Genomic DNA, 18,357 nt, shown 5'->3' with positions numbered 1-18,357 from the left:
CCTATCGATAACCTTTCATACTGTGAGTGAGACCCGGCGAGAAGCGCCGTCCGTACGGTCCGCTCCTATTCTACCCTTCGTCATACATACTACCCTCAAGATCGAGGTGAAGGGAAATCGTGGTGCCCTCCCCCGGAGTCGACTCCACGCTTGTACGCGATTTGGGACCGTAGAAACGCTTGATGCGCTCGGAGATGTTGTGCATGGCCACGCCGGCTCCACCGCCCTGTGGTGCATTGGGGTCCGGCGCCGACAAGGATCGGTCGAACAAGCGCATGGCCGTCTGCTCGTCCATGCCCACACCGTCGTCGGACACGAGAATCGACACGGCACTCTCCCCCGCCCGCTCGACCGCGATGCGGATCGTAAGGGGACCCTCGTCCGGCATGGCATGGCGCACGGCGTTCTCGACCAGCGGCTGGATCACGAATGCGGGGATGAGGACATCCTCGGCGTCCTCGTCTACATCGACTTCGACCAAAACGCGGTCCTCGCCAAATCGCGCCTTCTCAAACTTGAGATACCGCAGCGTTTGAGCGATTTCGCGTTTGACCGCAATCAGCTGACCGGAGTTCTCGAGAGTTGCGCGGTAGAACTGGGAGAACTCGCGGAGCAACTCGCGCGCCCGCAACGGCTCGGTGCGCGTGAGCGACGCGATGGTGTTGAGCGTGTTGAACAGGAAGTGCGGGTTGATCTGGGCTTGGAGGGCGCGAACCTCAGCGCGCGCGGTGAGCTCTGCCTGGCGCTCAAGCTCAGATACGGTAAGCTGCGTGGAGAGCAGCTCGGCGAAGCCAGAGGCGAGGGCGTACTGCGTGCGATTGACGTGCCGTGGCGAACGGTAATAGAACTTGAGGGCTCCCACGGCACGTCCGCGGATCTTGAGCGGTGCGATGATACCCGCGGGGATGCTGCGCCTGCTCCCGCGCTCGCCGCGGACGTCCATGTCGCTCGTGAACGACTGCACGATGCCGTGCTCGATGACATAGCGCGTCGTGGGCGTGTGAATCGGGGAGCCCGCAGGGAAGTCATCGGCGAGCTCGCCCACGCACGCAAGCACCTTCTCTCGGTCAGTGACCGCGATGGTCATGGCGCGCGTCTCGGGTAACAGACGGCGGCATATCTCCTCGGCGCTCTCGCGCGTAAGACCGCCCGTAATGTCCTCGAGCATGCCCGAAGCAACGGCGAGCGTTTGCTCCGTGTACTGCGAGCGCAGGGTATCGGGGCTAAAGAACACATAGATGAACGCAAGCGTAAAGCACACGAGCAGGACGAGCGCGGCAACGGTGGTGACCGTCTCCACACCGTTGAGGATTGCATAACCAAAGAACCCGACCATGCTGAACACCACGAGGGCGGCGAGCAGCCTGAGCGCCTCGTTCGCGTCGAGCATTCCCGCTCGATAGCTGCCCTGGGTCATTCCCTCAAAGCTCTGTGGGCACCGGGAGCCCTCGTGCTCCGGCGATGTATTCTCGGTCATCAACGCTCCAAAAGGGCGACCAGGCGCTCGTCACCCGCGAGCCCGCCCATAATACTCGGCCAAAAACTGACGAATCTGAGGTAATCGGTCTCATGGGCAGCCGCGTATTCGCGCGCATCCTCAATCCCACGGCGATAGATGTGCCAATAGCCCCGGTGCTCGCAGGTGAAAATAGAACGGATGAGCGCGGTTTTGCGCACGCGTTCATCTAGACCTCCCGAAATCCACGGACCGGGATACGGCATGAGCGAGGCGGCGGTCACCGAGTTGATATCGGGACGGCGCGAGGCGCTCGCGAGCTTGGCGCGCTCGTAATACCAGCGATAAACGTTTTGCATGAAGCGCGGGGATTCTTCCACCTGGCTCGGCGGCAAGTGCTTGACCACCCAAGCATTGTCGAACCACACATCCATTCCCAGCAAGCGCATGTTGAACAGATAGTCCAAATCCTCGCCGCGCGTGATATAGGGATCGAACGCCACGCGTTTGAACGCACGCGCGTGGATGGCAAAGCAACCGCCGCAGACGTAGTTGGAGCGCGAGATGCGCGTCCCCGCAAGGGCGCGCTCCATCCAGCGGTTGAACTCGATACGCTTGGTCCACCACCGATAGGTGATTCCGTTTTTCTTGCCGGTGTCGGCCAGGGGAGAGCCAGCCTTGTTGTAAAAATAGCCGCTCTTGGCCAGGATGGGCAGACGCTGACGCGTCTCGTGCCCCAACCCGTACAGGGCCTTGTCCATAAAGTCGGGCGCCAGAACCACTTCGTCGTCGTCCAAGAACACCACCACGTCGTGGCCGAGAATGGCCGCGCAGGCAAGACCCATGTTGCGTATGGCACCGTACCCTCGCAGCGAGACAGTCTCTCCGCGCACATTGGGGGCTATCCGGCTCACTCGATCCATGATGAACGATGCCTCGCGATTGGTGACGAGGGTCACGTCGACCGTAGGGTGCTCATCGATGATGTCCCGTACGCGATGCGCGATGCGCTCGGTCTCCTGCTGAGGACATACCAGCAGCACGATGACGCGCGGAAGATGACGGACCTGCTCGAGAGAAGCCAAGCAGCGATCAAGTTCGGGGCGGGAGGCCGACAGGTCCGACGAATGGTCGTACGCCCCCGGCGACTTGAGCTCGGCGGGTCCGCCTGCCCAGTAACTCGGAATGACGATTGTCGGATTCATGCAGCCCCCTCCCCGGAAACTCACGGGAGGACATCTGCGCACCGCGCAGTTGGTGAGGGAACGCGACGCCTCTTCCGCATCTATTACCTAGTTGTACCCACCTGAGCAAGTTCGCGCTTGATGAACGGTGTTTTTGCCAGAGAGCGCGAGAGCGGGTACCCCAACACGTACATGATAACCGCTTCGCCCAAGCCGGTGGTCACCAACCCGAAGGCATACATGAACGGATAGGCGCCATCAAGCGAGATGGACGTGAACGGAATAGTATAGAAGCCGATTCCCTGCAGGAGCAACGGCAGGTACGCGGGGACTATCAGCGCATTCGCGAGCACGGGGCCGACAAGCGCAATGAGCGGGCGCTCACGCATTTTCCAGGTGAACAGCGCACCGGCGAACGTGGCAAGTGAGCCGAACACCACATCGAGCATGCCGAGCATGCCAGTCCCCGAGAGCGCGATGTTGGCAACGTTGGCGATGATGCAGCCCAGGGTGAGCCCGGGAACCGCCGCGGGGGTAAAAAGCGCCAACACGCACAGCGCCTCACTCACGCGGAACTGCACGGGACCCCATGCGAGGCTCCCCAAGAACATCATGGTGATCAGCGTGCACGCTGCATACGCGGCGGCGATCATCCCCACGCGCGCAATATGATGCGGATCGCGCGACCATCCCGCGCCCGCGACCTTTTCCCGTGCGGAGGCCGCCGTTTTAGAAACCTGTTGTTTTGTGCCCATGTTCTCCACCTTCTACAAAATCGGAGGGCTTTACTGACGCCAGCAAAACCCTCCGTAAGGTGGTACGTGTTCGCCCGGGCGGCCGGTGCGTGAGATGCGTGCCGCGGGATACAGGCCGGACGTCTTATGCGCGCGCCGCCTGCATTCGGGAGAGCTTTACTAGCATGACCAAGCCCACAACCAGCAAGATCCCGATGGAAAGCACTCCTAAAGAAGGATCATGCGTGAGCGAGGTCACGACAGATACTAGCAGAGTTCCCATAACAGAAGCGTACCGACCAAAGATATCAAAGAAGCCGTAATACTCGTTGGAACGCTCCTTGGGGATGATCTTTCCAAAATAGCTGCGCGAGAGTGCCTGGACGCCGCCCTGGAACATGCCGACCAAGATGGCGAGGATCCAAAATTCCACGGCCGTCTTGAGGAAGAACGCGGCGAACAACACGATGCCCACGTAAGCGGCGACCGCGACGATGATCATCTGCAACGTGCCCACACGTCCGGCGAGCTTGCCGTAGATGATGGCGGATGGAAATGCCACGAATTGCGTGACGAGCAGCGCGAGCACGAGCTGGGTGGAATCGATGCCGAGCGCAGCTCCGTAACTGGTGGCCATGGAGATGACCGTATGAACGCCGTCGATGTAGAAGAAGAACGCGACCATGAAGACGAGCAGCACGCGATCGTGCGCAATACGGCGCATGGTGGTGAGCAGGCCCTTGAAGGTGAGGGCGATATTGTGTAGAACGCCCGCCGCGCCGCCCTCGCGCTCCTTGCCAAAACGCTGCTTATATGTACGCAGCAGCGGAATGGTGAAGGCAAGCCACCACGCACCCGTGATGAGGAACGTCAGACGCGTGCAGGTGAGGGTATCGAGGCCAAGGATGCTCGGCCCGCCAAAGATGAGGGCGATGCATAGGATAAACGGGACGGTGGAGCCCACATAGCCCCACGCATAGCCGGAACTCGAGACGGAGTCCATGCGCTCATCGGTGGTAACGTCGGTGAGCATGGCGTCGTAGAACGTCATGGATGAGTTGAGGCCGATGGTGCACAGCACGTACACCACCAGGAACACCGCCGCGCTCATGGGGATGGCCTGGGCGAGGCACAACACCAAACCCGTAAGGAAGAAGCCCGTGAAGAACTTGATCTTGTTGCCCGCGTAGTCGGCAAGGGAGCCGAGAATGGGCATAAGCAGCGCAACCACAAGCGAGGCGATGGTCTGCGCATTCGCCCAAGCAGTCACCAACTCGGCTGGATGCGCGCCCGTGTTGATGGCGTTGAAGTAGATGGGCACGACCGAGGTGTTCAGCAACACAAGGGCCGAATTGCCCACGTCATACATGACCCAGTTGCGCTCGAGCTTGGTGTATTTGAGTGCCATGGCGGTAACTCCCCGTTTCCCCCGCCACGATTGCGCGCGGGGTCTCAACACATAGATAAGTGCATGATACGGCAGCACGCGTGTCGCTCAGGTCAGGATTCCGCCAAGTGCCGGTAAAGAGCTCGTAGCGGTCCAGACCAGCAAACTGGGTACGGCGACTACACATATCGGAATTTTGCAGGTTTTGACCGTTAATATTTTCGTATTTTGCAGATCGCCCAGCTAGATACTGCAATTTTCAGAGCATAGAGGCCGTTGCGAAACCCTGCTGAACACTCGCTCCATGAACGCCAGGACGCCGGCGGCGAAGTAGTTGGGCTCGTAGGCTTCGGGGGTCGACTTGTTGTTCTTAATCACGACGTTGACCTTTGCGAGTTTGGAGACGGGGGTGTCGTGGCTCGCCGTTATGGCGATGATGTCGAACCCGCCGCTCGCCGCCTTGAGGCAGGTTGGCAGCAGGGACATGCCGCTTTCGTTGACCACGATGAGGACGCCCGCGGCAGCAGGCTGCGTCGCAATGTCAGGACCAACAATCCCGGTGCCACCCTTCAGCACGCGCATTGACGGTGCTGCCGCAGCATCATCCTTATCCAGAAACCTCTTAGACATCTTTTCCGGATACGGTGATAGTGCCTCAACCACACCGGGTCCATACGGCATTGCGTGAAAACCCACTTCACACATCCGTAACAGGCCTATCTGGATGAATACTTCCGCATCGCCAATCGCGTCAATCAATACGGGACGATCCCGATTGACGGATAGGACCGATGCCACAAGCTGAACACTATCGGAAAGTGCATCCTCACGTTGAAACGAGGAGAAGTACCTAACGAGTTGCGTAGTGAAATCAATCCAGCCATGATAGCCAAGCGTATCAGCGACGTGTGCGACGCTCGAACGCGGCACGCCAGTCATGCGCGCAACAGCGGCGATGGTCGGTCGCTCTCCCCTCTTGGCAAAGTCCCGCACGGCCGCATACACGATCCGCTCGTTATCCTGCAGCATTACAGCCCCTTTGAAATGCGCGCGAGAGCCATCTCGAACACCATAAGAACGCGCGTCATGTATAGATCCCCGCCCGCATCATCCCGACTATCAATCGCGATGCAAAGATCAGCCTGCACTCGTGTCGACTTTTCCGGGTCGTCGGAAAACGCCACGATTGAGAATCCCGCATCGCGCGCGGCGCGCAGCATCCCCTCGCCGTACCCGGAGGTCTGGCCCCAATTCGCTCGCCCCGGCAGCTCTCGGTGGAAGAAGAATATCGCCGTCCCCGGGTCGAGGGCATGGTGCTCGACCATGAGGTAGTCATAGGACGCACTCGCGAAGATCCCGAACATGGAGAGCTTGCGGCACATGTACGACGAGAGCGGCGCCCCGATGCGATGGTCGCCGGAGAACAGGATGCTGTGCTTGTCCCGGCAGGACCAGAGCAGGCGGGAGAGCCGGTCGACCTGGTCATCTACATCACCTGAGACGGGTCTGCGGGGAAGAAGGCCGCCTGCGCTCTGGGCGTTCAGGCGGATGTTGTACGTCAGATCGCCGAATCCGCCGTATCCCAGCTTTTGAACCGCCTTGACCACGGTGCTCTTCGCAACATGACACTCCTCGGCGAGCTCGGTGAGGGAAATCTCCTCGTTGCAGGAGATATGCTGCGTGAGCAATTGGATGATGTCACGCTCAAGCGGCGTCAACCCGACCATGTGCCCTGCCCCTTCGACTGCGGTGTGCCCCCGGCGCCCCGAATTACCCATATGACTATGCGGTAAGTGCGGCACCCACGAAGAACTGTACCGTAAAGAGCGCGAGGGAGAGGACGGCGCCGGAAAGCGGCGCTGCCCTGAACACGGGCGCGGACTTGCGGATCTTGAAGAACAGCCACAGGACGATGCCCGCGAGAGGGTACCAGATGCCTGCCGCGATCTCCAGGGCGATCCCCACCTTGCGCCTGGGCGCCAGACATTCGTATTGGTTCCAAAGGTCGCGCACCTTGTTCATTGCAGATTCCCCTCTTTGGGACGGCGCCCACCGGACAAAAAGGCGCGAGGCCGCCCCCATCGACTCCGTGCCGTGTCGAGGGGAACGCGACCCCGCGCCCTCATGAGCTAGTTCAGCTCGGGCCAGTAACCCTTGTTGGCCTCGATGTAGTCGTCGAGAAGGGCTCGGGCGCGATCGGTGTCGCCCACCAGGCGGTTGAGGGTCAACGCGTCGAGGGCCTTGCGGTAGCTGCCCTCCAGACACGCGTCCACCGTGAGCTTCTCGTAGGCGAACTGGTTCTCGAGCAAGCCCTTCTGAAAGGTCGGGATCTCGCCGACGTTAAGGGGCTCCACGCCGTTCGCGCCGATCATGCAGGGAACCTCGACCATGGCACTCTCGGAGAAGTTGGGGATGATGCCCGTGTTCTCGGTCATGCACAGGAACACGTCATGCGTGTTGTGCGAGATGGCGTAGGCCAGGTCGGCGATGTAGGAGGCGTGGTCGTCGTCCTTGAGGCTCTCGATGGTGAAGGCGTGCTTGGTGCCCTCGAGCTTGCCGTTGGCGATGACCTCCTCGACCATCTCGAAGATCTGCTTCTCGTGGCCCTCCATGCACTCGTCGGCACGGGTGTGGTTGGGGTCCTCGTGGGCGAGCATGTGATCGCGGTACAGGTAGTACTGCAGGTAGGTGTTGGGCATCATGCCGTCGGAGCACTCTCGGACCATCTTGCGCATGAAGTGGAAGGTGGCGGACCAACTGGGATCGATGTCGGAGAAGGCGTCCTCGGGCAGGTCCTCGGAGAAGATCTCGCGCAGGCGAGGCAGGTAATCCTCGCCAGTCTTCTTGTCGAGGATCGCGGTGAACCAGCCGTAGTGGTTAAGACCGAAGTAGCGGGCCTCGATGGAGTTGCGGGGGACGCCGAGCTCATCCGCGTACTGGTTCATGATGCCGACCGGCATGTCACAGATGTTGATGATGCGCTTGTCTCCGGGGAAGACTCGCTTGGTGGCCTCGGCGACGATCGCGGCGGGGTTGGAGTAGTTGAGGACCCAGGCCTCGGGCGAGTACTTGCGGATGTCCTTGATGATGTCGCAGACGGCGGGGATGGAGCGCATGCCGTAGGCGAAGCCGCCGGCTCCGCAGGTCTCCTGGCCGATGCAACCATGCTTGAGGGCGATGTGCTCATCGGAGGCGCGCATCTTCAGGCGGCCGGCGCGGATCTGCATGAAGGCGAAATCGATGCCGGTGAAGGCGGTCTCGGGATCGGTGGTGTCCACGACCTCGCATTCGGGGTAGTACTCGCTCATCAAGATACGGCCGTACTCGCCGATCTTGGCGTTGCGCTCGTACTCGTTATCGTACAGGACGGCCTTGGACAGCGGAAAGCGATCCTTCTCGGCGACCAGCATCTTGAGGATGCCGGGGGTGTAACGGGAACCGCCGCCGACGATGGTGACGACAAACTGCTCTTTGCTCATGGTCTTTCTTCTCCTTGTAAGTTCTGACCTATGCCTTGGGACGGGGCGCGATGGCACGCGCCCTTGTATCACGCGTCCGTTCAGATTCGGGCGCGCGCCCCATGATTACCGTGGGTGGAGCGCCGGGTGCGGGCGCAGAGGGCTGCGCACCCGGCCGGAAACTCGGCGATTGGGACTACTCGTCCTTGATGCCGAGGGCGGCCTTCACGGCCTCAGTCACGTCCTGGACCTTCAGACCGATGACGATCTGGATGTTGTTCGGACCGCCGTGGACGATGCCGGAGTTCTTGTACTCGTTGATCTTGTCCTCGTCGACGAGGGACATGTCCTCCACGTCGACGCGCAGACGGGTGAAGCAATTCATGACGCTCTTGATGTTCGCCGCACCGCCGAGGCCATCGATAATGACCTGGACGCTCTCAGGGGAGATGCCCGAGGCGAGGGCCGCACTCGAAGGGTCATCGGCCTCGTCGAGAAGCTCGTCATCGTCCTCGCGACCCGGGGTAACCAGATTGAGCTTGAGGATGAGGAAACGGAAGACGAGGAACCAGGCGACGATCGCCACGGCACCGACGGGAATCACCATGAACCACTGAGACAGCTCGGCGGGAAGGGCGATGAGACCGGGAACGGTCTCGATGAAGCCCGTGAGAAGCGCGTGGAAGCCCGAGGCGAACAGGATGCACTGGAACAGGCCGTCGAGGGCGGCGTTGACCACGAACAGGATCGGAGACGCCCAGAGGTACATGAACTCGAAGGGCTCGGTGATGCCCGCGAGGATGGCGACGAGCGCCGCGGGAACGAGCATGGCACGCACCTGGGCACGATGCTGGGGCTTGGCAACCGAGATGAAGGCGAGGACCGTACCGACGGTGCCGAACCACTTGCCGAAACCGAGGAGGCTGAAGCGGATGGACGGGTCCATAGCGGTAATTGCGGAGGCGTTGCCGAGCTCGGCCATGAAGATGTTGTAGGAGCCCGCGTAGGCCTCACCGGCTATCTGCGCAGTGCCGCCCACGGCGGAGTGCATGAAGGGCATCCACAGCAGGTGATGCATGCCGGTGGGAATCAGGAGCTTGTTCAGGAAGCCGTAGACGAACTGGCCGGCGTATCCGGTACCGTACATGAAATCCTGCAGGCCGTTGATCCAGCCGTTGACAACCGGCCACACGTAGCACATCACGACGCCGAGGACGCCGGCGATGAAGATAGCGATGAGGAAGACGAACTTGGTGCCACCGTAGGTGCTGAAGACTTCCGGGAACTTGGTGTCGCAGAACTTGTTGAACACCCAGCCGTTGAGGCAGCCGAGGATGATGCCGATGAAGACGCCCATGTCGACGACCTGGATACCCAGGACGACGCCCTGACCGGTGCCATACAGGCCGCCGGCGGGATCGATGAGCATGTTGTTGTTGGTGAGCCAGGCGTTGTTAGCATACAGGAAGACCAAGAAGGTCGAGGCGGCGATGACCGCCGCGTCGCCGGCGCGTTTCTTGGCGAGAGCGCAGGTGAGGCCGATGCAGAAGATCAGGCCGAGGTTGCCGACCACGCCGGAGTTGACACAGGTGTAGATGAGCTGGCCGAGCATAACCACAGGCGCGGGCATGCCCTCCATCTTGAGGATAACGCTCACCGCCAGCAAGATACCGGCGACCGCGAGGAACATGACGGGCTTGATGATGGCGCCGGAGAAGCGCTTCATCGCACCTTGAATGTCGAGGTTCATCCCATTCCCTCCCGAAATCTATATGGGAACTGACCATATGCGAAGAGGCGATTCTTCGCGTGCTGCAGCTGGTTGCAGGATACGGGAGATTGCGAAATACCAAGGGGCTTTAAGGAATGGCGTGTACGGTTCCACAGAAATGGAAATCTTGTCCAACAAGATTGCCACTCACCGAAGTTTTTCCGCCGTTCGCGCCCTTGCGCTAGACGAAGGCGCGAACGATATTACTCGGCAGGCGCAAACTGACTGCTGTAGAGCTCGGCGTAGAAACCTCCGGCGACGAGCAGTTCGTCGTGCGTGCCACGTTCCACGATGTGGCCATCGCGCATCACGAGAATGCAATCGGCGTTGCGGATGGTGCTCAGGCGATGCGCCACCACGAAGCTCGTACGCTCCTGCATAAGCTCGTCGAATGCCGCCTGGACCTGCATTTCGGTTCGGGTGTCGATGCTGCTGGTGGCTTCATCGAGCAAGAGGATGGCGGGGTCGGAGAGCATGACGCGCGCGATGCAGAGCAGCTGGCGCTGACCTTGCGATAGCGACCCGCCGTTCTCGGGCAGCACCGTGTCGTAGCCGTCGGGCAGAGCTCGAATGAACGCATCGGCGCGGGCGCGGCGTGCGGCCTCCTCCACCTGCTCGCGTGTGGCGTCCGGCCGACCGTACGAAATAATGTCGCGTACGGTACCCTCGAACAACCAGCTCTCCTGCAACACCATGCCGAACATGCGCCGCAGGTCCGCCCTGGAATACGAGGCAATGGGCCTATCGTCAACGAGAATCTCGCCCGAATCGGTATCGTAAAAACGCAGCAACAGATTGATGAGCGTTGTCTTGCCACAACCCGTGGGGCCCACAAGTGCCATACGCATACCCGGGCGCGCGTGCATGCAGATGTCCTGGAGTAGCGGGTGGTCGGGCTCATAGGAGAAGTCGACGTGATCAAAGACAACGTCGCCCTTGGGGCCACCCTGAAGGCTGGCCCCAAGGGCGGCAGCCAAATCGTCGTGCAAAACGACAGAGTTGCGCGCGGAATCCATCGCTGCCCCGTCGTTCGAATCAAGGTCGAATGGCTTCTCCCCCATGTCATCCTCGGGAGCATCGAGCAGGGCGAATACCCGGCGTGCCGAAGCAAAAGCGCCTTGAATCTGAGTAACGACACCCGAAATCTCATTGAACGGTTTGGTGTACTGATTCGCGTACGACAGGAAAACCTGCACGTCGCCAACGGTGAGCACCGCAGGGAAACCAGTCACCACACCCACAAAGCCCACAACCGCCACAACGGCATACATGCAATTGTTGACAAAGCGCGTCCCCGGATTGGCAAGCGAGCTGAGAAACTGAGCGCGCTCACCCGCCGCGTAAAGCTTACGGTTAATGGAGGAAAAGCCCTCCTGCGCGCGCTCGCCATACGCAAAGGCGTCCACCAAGCGCTGCGCCCCCACATACTCCTCGACATATGCCGAGAGCTCGCCTTGAATGCTCATTTGGGCGGTAAAGCTCTTCCCCGCAAACCGCGCCATGGCACCCGCCGCGAGCACAGAAAACGGCGTGACGAGCACAACGACAATCGCCATGGGGGCCGAGGTCGCGAGCATGAAGGCGAGGGTGGCGACAACCGTCACCACGCCGTTGAACAGCTGTGTCAAACCTTGCAGCAGACCGTCGCCCACCTGATCCACATCGTTCACCACACGCGAGATATAGTCACCGTGGGGATGGCGATCGATGAGCGAGAGAGGCATGCGCGTGAGCTTGTCATATGCCTCGATGCGCAGATCGCACACGGTGATGTAAGAGAGCCGATTCACGCACACACCCTGCACCCACTGCAACGCAGCTGCGGCGAGAACGGTTGCCGCAAGCCTCGCGAGCAGCGGCACAAGCGCCGCCATGTCCACCCTTCCCGCACTCACAATCAGGTCGATCGCACGCCCGATCAATATGGGCACGAAAAGCTGCAGCACGACGGAAAGCGCAGAGCACACGAACGACGCCACGAACAGCAGGATATGCGGACGTACGTAGGCGAAGATGCGGCGAGCGACTTGAGCCGTCCCCATCGGCTTTTGCGCACGGTCGGAATTACCGCCACCGCGGGAATCGCGAAAATCATTCAGGTTGTCATTTCCCGATACGGTCGCCGTGATGGTGGAGGCTCCGGCCGTGGAGGCATACGGATTAGGCATGTGCGCCCCCCTCCTCCGCCGCCGATGCAGCGGCATCCGAGTACAACTGGGACTCAGCGATCTCGCGATACACCTCGCACGTCGCCATAAGCTCTTCATGCGTGCCCACACCGACCGCACGGCCATGGCGCATCACGCAGATGAGGTCGGCGCCGCGCACCGAAGACACCCGCTGGCTCACCACCACCGTGGTCACGCTTGAATCAGCACCACTGAGCATGCGAATCGCCCTGCGAAGCGCGGCATCGGTCTTAAAGTCGAGTGCCGAGGTCGAATCGTCCATGATGAGCAGCGGTGGCGCGCCAACAAGCGCACGAGCAATGGTCAAGCGCTGGCGCTGACCGCCCGAGAAGTTCTTTCCCCCCGCCTCGACAGGCGCATCCAAGCCCTTGGGAAGAGCGCGCGCAAAGTCCTCCGCCTGAGCGGTCTTAAGAGCCCTCCACAGATCAGCGTCTGAGGCGAGCGGGTCGCGCCACAGAAGATTCGACCGAATGGTGCCACTCACCAGCTCGACCTTTTGGGGAACGAAACCGAATGCGCGGCGCAGCTCCCCAAGCGGCCACGCGCGAACATCGCGGCCGAACACCTCAACAGAACCCCGCGCAACATCGTACAGACGTGGAAAAAGGCTCACCAGCGTCGACTTGCCGGAGCCCGTACCGCCGATCACGCCGAGCGTGCCGCCGCGCGGAACCTCGAACGTCACGTCGTGCACCGCGTCCTCCGCACTGCCCGGATAGGCAAAAGAGACGCCGGAAAGTCTGATCGCCGGGACGCTCGGATCAAAGCCTCCGGAGAGCACATCGCTCGTCGTGCCGGTAGGGCTCGCCGTGCCAATGGGGGCCGTCTCGCAAGCAGGGGCCGCCTCGCCAACAGCTCCCGCCGTGCACCCCGATCCGGTATCGTCCCCGCCAGCCCGCTCGGCGGCATCGCACATGCTCGGCTCACACGCGAGCACTTCCTCGATACGCCCGGCGCTCGCGCTCGCCTTGGTGAACACGACCACCAAATTCGCCACATAGACAATGGCAAGCAGCGTCTGCGTCATGTAGTTCACGAACGCCATGACCTGACCCTGCGTGAGCGCGCCCACGTTTACCTGGATGCCGCCGACCCATAGGATTGCACAGACAGCCAAGTTCATCACGAGAAATGTCGCCGGGTTGAGCACGTTGGACAGACGTCCAACGGCGATGGCGGTGTTCGCCTGGTCAACCGCGGTGTGGCAAAAGCGCTCTCGCTCGTAGTCCTCACGTACAAACGCGCGCATGACGCGCGCCCCCGACAGACCCTCGCGCGTAACCAGGCCAATCTGGTCGAGCTGCCGTTGCATGCGCTTGAAATACGGGATGCAACGCGCCATCACAAACCAAAAGATCGCCCCAATGAGAGGCGTTGAAATCAGGAAAATCAGACCGAGCTTGGCATCGATGAGCAGGGCCGCCACCATGGAGCCAACTGCAAGAAGCGGAAAGCGTGTGAGTTGGCGAATCGCGAGCGCGATGGCGAGCTGGACCTGATTGATATCGTTGGTGATGCGCGTAATGAGCGACGGTGTGCCAAAACGGTCGAGCTCGACATACGAAAACGAGTTGATATGCGCGAACAGCGCGTCGCGCATGCTGGTACCGAGCCCTTGGGAGGCACGGGCGGCCATTTTTTGGCAGATGAGCGTGGAGGCGAAGCCCGCCAGCGCCATACCCACGAGCAATGCCCCATAAGCGAGCAGTACACCGACATTGCGCTCGCCCACACCGCGGTCGATCATGAGAGCGACAACAAGGGGCGTAAGCAGGTCGAATATGACCTCGATGAGCTTGCTTGCCGGTCCAAGCGTCAGCTCTCGGCGAAAAGGGCGGCCAAACCGTTTGAGCAATCCAATCATGTAGATGACCCTCATGGACTCGTTGCGCAGACGAATTCGCAAAACACCGCCGCGCCTAGGTGCATCGGCACGTATTATACAGCCGGCCACGAAAGGCCGAGCGATGCATCAGATTGTTTACGAGCAGGTGCCCTGCGTGCGTCCCGGGACAATAGCGCGGCACGTCGCTCGCGCCTCATGGCAGCCGCGACACCTCCCCTGCAACCACGTCCCAGGCAGCCGCGACACAAAAAACGCCCCGTGTGCTCGATGGGAACGGGTGCCCGTCAGAGGCTCCTTATGGCTGCTTCCTTCCGGACCTGACCAGGTTCGGAACATATCGTCACCCGAACCCATCGAACGCGCAAGGCGTGTCTTGTTATAGTAGCGGCTTTGAGCCCACTCGTCCAGAGCATCGCCCATGTGAGAAAACGTGAGTTTGAAATGAGCGCGTTTGTTTCAAACCTATGATAAATCACATTACCAGGCACCTTTTTGTGAGGAATCATGGGTTTGAAAGAGTGGCCTCGCTTCAAACCCATGATTCCTCACATTGCGGGTCGGTTCTTCGCGTTACGGTCGGTGCCCCGCAGTGCGACTCGCTTCCCGCATTGCAATCAGGCGAGCGAGGGTCTCGCCAGAGGCGATGAGATTGGAGCGGGTTTGCGCGGAGCTGAGGGCACGCTCCAGAGGCTGGGGACCAAGCTCGATGGGCAGGACCGCATCGATCCCCAGTGCATACACGCTTCCGAGGTCCTCGGCGCGCGAGCCGCACACCGCAAAGACGGGAACATCTTTGCAAACGTGCTTGGCGCGACGCGCCACCCCCGCCGGAACCTTACCTTCCGCCGTTTGAGCGTCAATTGATCCCTCGCCCGTGATCACCGCGATCGCGCCGGACACCTGGTTATCGAATTGTGCCAGATCGAGCAGCGCGTCCACCCCAGACGCGAGCTCCGCACCTAGGGCGAGGAGTGCGGCGCCCAAACCGCCCGCGGCGCCGGCTCCCGGCACACCCGCAAGCGACGTGGGGCGAGCGCCAGGGACGGCAACTTGCCAAGGTGTTCCATCAAGGGCATCGCGAGCGGCGGTGAGGCGCGCGCCATACGCTGACATATGGCGGTCGCACTCGCGAAGCATCTCGTCTCGCGCAATGTCATCGAGGCCCGTGCCCAGCCCCTTCTGCTGCCCGAACATGCGCACGGAGCCGCGCGGCCCCACAAGAGGGCACCCCACGTCCGAAAGGACCTTGATCCGTACGCCAGCCAGCGCCTCGCGAGCGGGCGCGAGATCGACGAAGGCAACGTCGCGCAGACCGGCGAGGCCCGGCCTCACCGGCTCGTCTGCTGCATCGAGAATCCGTGCGCCGAGGGCCTGCAGCATGCCCGCACCGCCGTCCGTCGTGGCACTGCCGCCAAGGCCGATATACAGCGTTTTCGCGCCCGCAGCGACGGCGGCGAGCATGAGCTCGCCCACGCCGCGGGTTGTTGCCGCGAGGGCAGCCTCGTTCGTGCGCGGGGAACGGGAGATGCCGGCCGCGTGTGCCATCTCAATCACGGCGATGAGGCCCGCTTGTCCGCCGTCGAGCCCCACCCCATCAACGTCGACCAGGAGATATGGAGCCCAGTGAACCTCGCCGGCAAACGCCTCGGGCGTATCCGCGCTCCCGGCATCCGCAGACGCCCCGGCAACGAACGTCCCGGCAGTACGGGCGGTTCCAACGGGAGAGGTCACCTCGACCTCGCGGACCTCGCCGCCGAGCATCGCCCGAACGGCGTCCATCGTCCCTTCCCCTCCATCCGCAACGGGGATGGACATGACATCCAAACCGAGGTCGGCGGCAGACATCCCTTCAGCGAACCATGTCTCGACCTGCGCGCTCGTCGCCGATCCTTTGAACGAGTCGATGGCGAGTATCACGCGGCGTGAAGGCGCAGGCACCAGGGCGGGCGCGGAGGCACCTTGCGCGAGGGAACTCGCAGGGGAGCTGTCCGCGACGGCCATGGCACCCGTACCAACCGCCGCGCCCTTGCGCTTGGCCCTCAACCCTCGGAAAAACTCGCGCAACACGGCAGCGCACTCATCTCCAAGGACGCCCGCCCCGACTTCGAACGAGTGGTTGAGACGAGGATCCCGGCTCACGTCGTACAGCGTTCCAACCGCACCGCCCTTTGGATCGACGGCGCCGTACACGCAGCGGTCGATACGCGCGTTGACCATGAGGCCCGCGCACATGAGGCACGGCTCGAGCGTCACATACACCGTGCATCCGGTGAGGCGCCAGCGTCCCAGAGCACGCGATGCCTCCATCATGGCGGAAAACTCGGCGTGTGCCGAGGGATCCTCGTCGAGCTCACGGCGGTTATGGGCGCGGGCGATCACGCGGCCCTCATGCACCACTACGGCGCCGATGGGTACCTCGCCGAGTGCTGCTGCCGCCCGGGCTTCTGTCAGAGCCTCGCGCATGAAGCGCTCGTCGTCTGCAAACTGGCCTCGCATGCAATCACCCTCGTCCACCATATGAAAAAAGCGAGCCGGTTGGGCTCGCTCAACTCACAAAAACTGGCGGAGAGAGGGGGATTCGACGGACGCCCTTCGGCGTCCTCGCCTCGCTGCGGCGCTTCGCGCCTTGCGGGCTACGCTGGAAAACGTCTTCGCGTTTTCTCAGCTCCGCCCCCTCGCGGGTTCGAATATCTGCCAATCCACCTCAAAGCAAGTTTTTCGAACTCGCCCATCAAACAAAAACTGGCGGAGAGAGGGGGATTCGAACCCCCGGGACACTCGCGTGCCCAACGGTTTTCAAGACCGCCGCATTCAACCGCTCTGCCATCTCTCCACGCGCTGGGTAATCATACCATCGTTAGGACCTGAGTACGCGTGTCACCATGGCTTCGGCAACGGTAATCAACTCCACCTTGCCCTCTACGCTGTGTCCGCGCACCCACCACTTCTCAAATAGGCGCACGATTCCGCCGGCGGCGAACTCCGATGCAGACGCGAGCGTGATCACGTCCGCCTCGCTCTTCTGGAATTTGTCGCGGTACCGCTCTCGCAGCGTTTCCGCCACGCGATCGGCCATCATGAGAACCATCATGCCGCTCATTGAACTTTCGAAAATGTTGTCGATCATGCGCTCGTGATCGAGCATGAAATCGACGAGGGCTCGCAGGATCGCCAGGCCCTCCTCAGCATTCACTCCCCCATCCGCCTCGGCAGATCGCGAGCCGGCGGACTGCTCCTCTCCATACTTGGTGATCTCAATGCGCAGGCTATCGACAAAAAAGCTGAAGAATTCGGATTTATCGGCGAAATGCTTGTAGAAGGTCGTCCGGCGAATCATGGCCTCGTCGCAGAGCATGGCGATCGTCACATCCTCGTAGCGATGCGTCTCGAGCAATTTGGTGAACGCCACGAGCAACGAACGGTACGTTTTTTGAATACGCAGATCCATCTCGATCCCATTCCCAACAATACGCTCGTACGCTATAACGCATTTGAGCGCACTAAGATAGATATCTTATAGGTGTCTCTTATCCTACCGCTTGATAGGAAATGTGCAAGCGGCAGGTGGCTCTTGACGAATTATCGGCAACAGGTGACCACGTGAGGCCACGATCGGGCGGGCGCTGGGCGCGGCAGGTGCGCACCTTCGTCTGCGAGTCCCTTGTCATGCACATCGACCCGCGTGCATGGGTATACTGACCAGTACCACGAGCACGGCGCGAAAACGCCGCCGCAGAAACGGAGCACGCATGGATCTCACGCTCATCATCGTCATCATCGTCGTCGCCGCACTCGCCATGGGTGTCGCCGGCATCTACAACAATCTGGTCACCCTGCGCAATCGCGTTGACAACGCGTGGCAGAACATCGACACGCAGCTGCAGCGCCGCAACGACCTCGTTCCCAACCTGGTCGAAACCGTCAAGGGCTATGCTGCACATGAGAAGGAGACCCTCGACGCCGTCACCGAGGCGCGCGCCGCCGCCGGGTCAGCCGCCACCCCCGAGGAGAAGATGGCTGCCGACAACGTTCTCACCGGTGCCCTGCGCCAGCTGCTCATGGTTGCCGAGGCCTACCCCGACCTCAAGGCGAACGCCAACTTCACCCAGCTCCAGACCTCCCTCGAGGACACCGAGAACAAGATCTCCTACGCTCGCCAGAGCTACAACGATTGCGTGCTGAATTACAACAACGGTATTCAGACCTTCCCCGGCAACATCTTCGCCGGCGTCTTCCAGTTCAAGCCGCGCACCGGCTTTGAAGCCGCGGAAGCGACGCGCGAGGTTCCGCAGGTCAAGTTCTAGCAGATACCTTCGAATCGATCGGACGCCC

At 61.3% G+C, this 18,357-nt stretch carries 14 protein-coding genes, 1 tRNA gene and 1 other RNA gene; 1 reads left to right on the top strand and 15 read right to left on the bottom strand.

From position 1 onward, the window contains the following. Window positions 1-70: 70 nt before the first annotated feature. The 15 genes from DWV48_RS00520 to DWV48_RS00450 form a co-directional block, all read right to left on the bottom strand. Window positions 71-1,477 (bottom strand): histidine kinase, encoded by a 1,407-nt coding sequence (locus tag DWV48_RS00520; RefSeq protein WP_199588803.1) that lies wholly within the window; start codon window positions 1,475-1,477, stop codon window positions 71-73. After that, on the bottom strand, window positions 1,477-2,661 hold the full coding sequence (locus DWV48_RS00515; RefSeq protein ID WP_118652369.1) for a glycosyltransferase: 1,185 nt from the start codon (window positions 2,659-2,661) through the stop codon (window positions 1,477-1,479). Before DWV48_RS00515 ends, DWV48_RS00520 begins: the two co-directional genes overlap by 1 nt. An 83-nt stretch (window positions 2,662-2,744) precedes the next feature. Next, window positions 2,745-3,395 carry a QueT transporter family protein gene (locus tag DWV48_RS00510; protein WP_255413654.1) on the bottom strand — a complete coding sequence of 217 codons (651 nt, stop codon included), beginning with the start codon at window positions 3,393-3,395 and terminating at the stop codon, window positions 2,745-2,747. A 124-nt stretch (window positions 3,396-3,519) separates the two neighbouring features. Further along, complete coding sequence (locus DWV48_RS00505; RefSeq protein WP_118652367.1) at window positions 3,520-4,782, bottom strand: MFS transporter; 1,263 nt, start codon at window positions 4,780-4,782, stop codon at window positions 3,520-3,522. 222 nt (window positions 4,783-5,004) lie between these two features. Further along, window positions 5,005-5,790, bottom strand: coding sequence for a helix-turn-helix domain-containing protein (locus DWV48_RS00500; protein ID WP_118652365.1), 786 nt, complete (start codon window positions 5,788-5,790; stop codon window positions 5,005-5,007). Beyond that, complete coding sequence (locus DWV48_RS00495; protein ID WP_158574782.1) at window positions 5,790-6,488, bottom strand: MurR/RpiR family transcriptional regulator; 699 nt, start codon at window positions 6,486-6,488, stop codon at window positions 5,790-5,792. The genes DWV48_RS00500 and DWV48_RS00495 overlap by 1 nt, the downstream gene beginning before the upstream one ends. A gap of 55 nt (window positions 6,489-6,543) precedes the next feature. Further along, entirely contained in the window at window positions 6,544-6,783 is a 240-nt protein-coding gene (locus tag DWV48_RS00490; protein WP_118652361.1) for a hypothetical protein, read from the bottom strand. A gap of 107 nt (window positions 6,784-6,890) precedes the next feature. Further along, window positions 6,891-8,240 carry a 6-phospho-alpha-glucosidase gene (locus DWV48_RS00485; protein ID WP_118652359.1) on the bottom strand — a complete coding sequence of 450 codons (1,350 nt, stop codon included), beginning with the start codon at window positions 8,238-8,240 and terminating at the stop codon, window positions 6,891-6,893. 175 nt (window positions 8,241-8,415) lie between these two features. Continuing rightward, window positions 8,416-9,969 (bottom strand): PTS transporter subunit EIIC, encoded by a 1,554-nt coding sequence (locus tag DWV48_RS00480; RefSeq protein ID WP_118652357.1) that lies wholly within the window; start codon window positions 9,967-9,969, stop codon window positions 8,416-8,418. A gap of 224 nt (window positions 9,970-10,193) precedes the next feature. Then, window positions 10,194-12,158 (bottom strand): ABC transporter ATP-binding protein, encoded by a 1,965-nt coding sequence (locus DWV48_RS00475; RefSeq protein ID WP_118652355.1) that lies wholly within the window; start codon window positions 12,156-12,158, stop codon window positions 10,194-10,196. Then, window positions 12,151-14,043 (bottom strand): ABC transporter ATP-binding protein, encoded by a 1,893-nt coding sequence (locus DWV48_RS00470; protein WP_118652651.1) that lies wholly within the window; start codon window positions 14,041-14,043, stop codon window positions 12,151-12,153. Before DWV48_RS00470 ends, DWV48_RS00475 begins: the two co-directional genes overlap by 8 nt. 243 nt (window positions 14,044-14,286) lie before the next feature. After that, window positions 14,287-14,382: signal recognition particle sRNA small type (gene ffs / locus DWV48_RS00465), an RNA gene on the bottom strand. Window positions 14,383-14,595: 213 nt separating this feature from the next. Continuing rightward, window positions 14,596-16,521: a tRNA adenosine(34) deaminase TadA gene (tadA, locus tag DWV48_RS00460; RefSeq protein ID WP_118652649.1), complete on the bottom strand. Its 1,926-nt coding sequence runs from the start codon at window positions 16,519-16,521 to the stop codon at window positions 14,596-14,598. 247 nt (window positions 16,522-16,768) lie between these two features. Next, window positions 16,769-16,858: transfer RNA gene (locus DWV48_RS00455), tRNA-Ser, on the bottom strand. A gap of 24 nt (window positions 16,859-16,882) precedes the next feature. Then, window positions 16,883-17,473, bottom strand: coding sequence for a TetR/AcrR family transcriptional regulator (locus tag DWV48_RS00450; protein ID WP_118652353.1), 591 nt, complete (start codon window positions 17,471-17,473; stop codon window positions 16,883-16,885). Between the two features lie 301 nt (window positions 17,474-17,774). On the opposite strand from DWV48_RS00450, the gene DWV48_RS00445 reads away from it, so the two are divergent. Continuing rightward, window positions 17,775-18,329, top strand: coding sequence for a LemA family protein (locus DWV48_RS00445; RefSeq protein ID WP_118652351.1), 555 nt, complete (start codon window positions 17,775-17,777; stop codon window positions 18,327-18,329). The last annotated feature ends 28 nt before the right edge of the window (window positions 18,330-18,357 follow it).

It is taken from the genome of Collinsella sp. AF08-23, assembly GCF_003479805.1.
Classification (GTDB): Bacteria; Actinomycetota; Coriobacteriia; order Coriobacteriales; family Coriobacteriaceae; genus Collinsella.
This window is presented reverse-complemented; position numbering and strand designations above follow the sequence as displayed.

Bases quoted from the DNA above. Each gene is read 5' to 3' on its own strand.
- DWV48_RS00520 (WP_199588803.1), bottom strand. From the start codon at position 1,477: ATGACCGAGAATACATCGCCGGAGCACGAGGGCTCCCGGTGCCCACAG.
- DWV48_RS00515 (WP_118652369.1), bottom strand. From the start codon at position 2,661: ATGAATCCGACAATCGTCATTCCGAGTTACTGGGCAGGCGGACCCGCC.
- DWV48_RS00510 (WP_255413654.1), bottom strand. From the start codon at position 3,395: ATGGGCACAAAACAACAGGTTTCTAAAACGGCGGCCTCCGCACGGGAA.
- DWV48_RS00505 (WP_118652367.1), bottom strand. From the start codon at position 4,782: ATGGCACTCAAATACACCAAGCTCGAGCGCAACTGGGTCATGTATGAC.
- DWV48_RS00500 (WP_118652365.1), bottom strand. From the start codon at position 5,790: ATGCTGCAGGATAACGAGCGGATCGTGTATGCGGCCGTGCGGGACTTT.
- DWV48_RS00495 (WP_158574782.1), bottom strand. From the start codon at position 6,488: ATGGTCGGGTTGACGCCGCTTGAGCGTGACATCATCCAATTGCTCACG.
- DWV48_RS00490 (WP_118652361.1), bottom strand. From the start codon at position 6,783: ATGAACAAGGTGCGCGACCTTTGGAACCAATACGAATGTCTGGCGCCC.
- DWV48_RS00485 (WP_118652359.1), bottom strand. From the start codon at position 8,240: ATGAGCAAAGAGCAGTTTGTCGTCACCATCGTCGGCGGCGGTTCCCGT.
- DWV48_RS00480 (WP_118652357.1), bottom strand. From the start codon at position 9,969: ATGAACCTCGACATTCAAGGTGCGATGAAGCGCTTCTCCGGCGCCATC.
- DWV48_RS00475 (WP_118652355.1), bottom strand. From the start codon at position 12,158: ATGCCTAATCCGTATGCCTCCACGGCCGGAGCCTCCACCATCACGGCG.
- DWV48_RS00470 (WP_118652651.1), bottom strand. From the start codon at position 14,043: ATGATTGGATTGCTCAAACGGTTTGGCCGCCCTTTTCGCCGAGAGCTG.
- tadA (WP_118652649.1), bottom strand. From the start codon at position 16,521: ATGCGAGGCCAGTTTGCAGACGACGAGCGCTTCATGCGCGAGGCTCTG.
- DWV48_RS00450 (WP_118652353.1), bottom strand. From the start codon at position 17,473: ATGGATCTGCGTATTCAAAAAACGTACCGTTCGTTGCTCGTGGCGTTC.
- DWV48_RS00445 (WP_118652351.1), top strand. From the start codon at position 17,775: ATGGATCTCACGCTCATCATCGTCATCATCGTCGTCGCCGCACTCGCC.